General features: G+C 58.8%; 1 protein-coding gene. It reads left to right on the forward strand.

Annotated elements, in window-relative coordinates:
- Positions 1-223 precede the first annotated feature (223 nt).
- A partial coding sequence (locus VIW95_RS12320; RefSeq protein ID WP_331586879.1) for an efflux RND transporter permease subunit occupies positions 224-1,656 on the forward strand: 1,433 nt, incomplete at its 3' end.

The raw sequence follows: 1,656 nt of genomic DNA on the forward strand, positions 1-1,656 counted from the left end.
ATGCCTTCGTCGAGGTTAGCCCCGGCACCTTCGAGCATCGCAAGGTCGCGATCGCGTCGTGGAGCAAGATCGGCTACGCGCGCGTCGTCACCGGACTCAAGGCGGGCGATCGCGTGGTCAGCGGCGAGACCTTGCAAGTTAATGCGCTCTGGCACCAGGCCCACGGGGAAAGCTCCTAGCGCAGGCGATGTAGGCGATCACAACGAGAATCTTTGGCTAAGCGATGATTCGATCGTTGATGGCGCTGGCTCTGCGCGAGCGAATAGTCGTAATCGGCATCGCGCTGATGCTGCTGTTGGCCGGCATCTTTTCGTTCTCGCAGTTGGACATCGAGGCCTATCCGGATCCGGTGCAGCCGCTGATCGAGATCCTGGCGCTGCCTAACGGCCTCAGTGCCGAAGAAGTTGAAAAGCTGGTCACGGTACCGACCGAATACGGTCTGGCCGGGATGCGAGACCTCGAGGCTATGCGCTCGATTTCGCTGTACGGGCTGTCGGACATCCGCTGCTACTTCTCGTGGGATAGCGACTACTACTGGGACCGCGTCGAGACCATCAATCGGCTGTCGTTTATCACGTTGCCGCAGGGCGTGACGCCCGCAATTTCGCCCGACAATCCTATCGGCGAAATTTATCGCTACACGGTCGAGAGTCCCGATCACGATCTGACCAACGAGAAAACCGTCGAGGACTGGATCCTCGAAAAACAAATCAAGACCGTGCCCGGCGTCGAGGACGTTTCGGGTTTCGGCGGATTGACGAAACAGTTCCAGGTCGAGGTCGATCCGCACAAACTGAACTACTACCAGGTTCCGCTATCGACGCTGATCGCGGCTCTGCAGAACTCGAACACCAACTCCGGCGGCAACTATATGAGCGTCGGCGAGCAGGCGTTTGACGTTCGCGGGCTTGGCTTTTTCCGCAGTCTCGACGACATCCGCGACGTCGTGCTCAATGCCAACAAGTCCACCCCGATCAAGGTTTCCAACGTCGCCGACGTCGAGGTCGGCTACGCGCCGCGGCTTGGAATCGTCGGCAAGGACAATCAGAACGAGGTCGTCACCGGCATCGTCCTGATGCGCAAGTACGGCAACACGCTCGAAACGCTCAAGGGCGTCGAGGCCAAGGTCCACGACCTCAACACTTCCGGCATTTTGCCGAGCGGCTACAAGGTTGTGCCGTACTACGATCGCACGACGCTGGTCGAGACCACCCTTCACACGGTGCTCGAAAATCTCACGATCGGGATGGCGCTGGTCTTCCTGGTATTGATTTTCTTTCTCGGTAACTTGCGCGCCGCAATAATCGCCGCAATCAACATCCCGCTGGCGCTCTGCGGGGCATTCGCACTGATGCACTTGACCAATACGCCCGCCAATTTAATTTCGCTGGGCGCGATCGACTTCGGCATTATCATCGATACCACCGTCATCGTGATGGAAAATATCGAGCGGCACCTGACCGCGCCCGAACGTTCGCACGAGAGTTATCGGCTTCGAATCCTGGCCGCCGCGCAGGAAGTTGGCGGCCCGATGTTTTTCTCGACTCTCATTTTCGTGATCGCCTTCCTGCCCCTGTTCACGATGCGCGGTGTCGAGGGCGCAATTTTCTCCCCCATGTCGCACACCTACGCCTTCGCGCTCGGCACCGCGATTTT

It is taken from the genome of Binatus sp. (SeqCode), from assembly GCF_036522015.1.
Lineage (GTDB): Bacteria > Desulfobacterota > Binatia > Binatales > Binataceae > Binatus.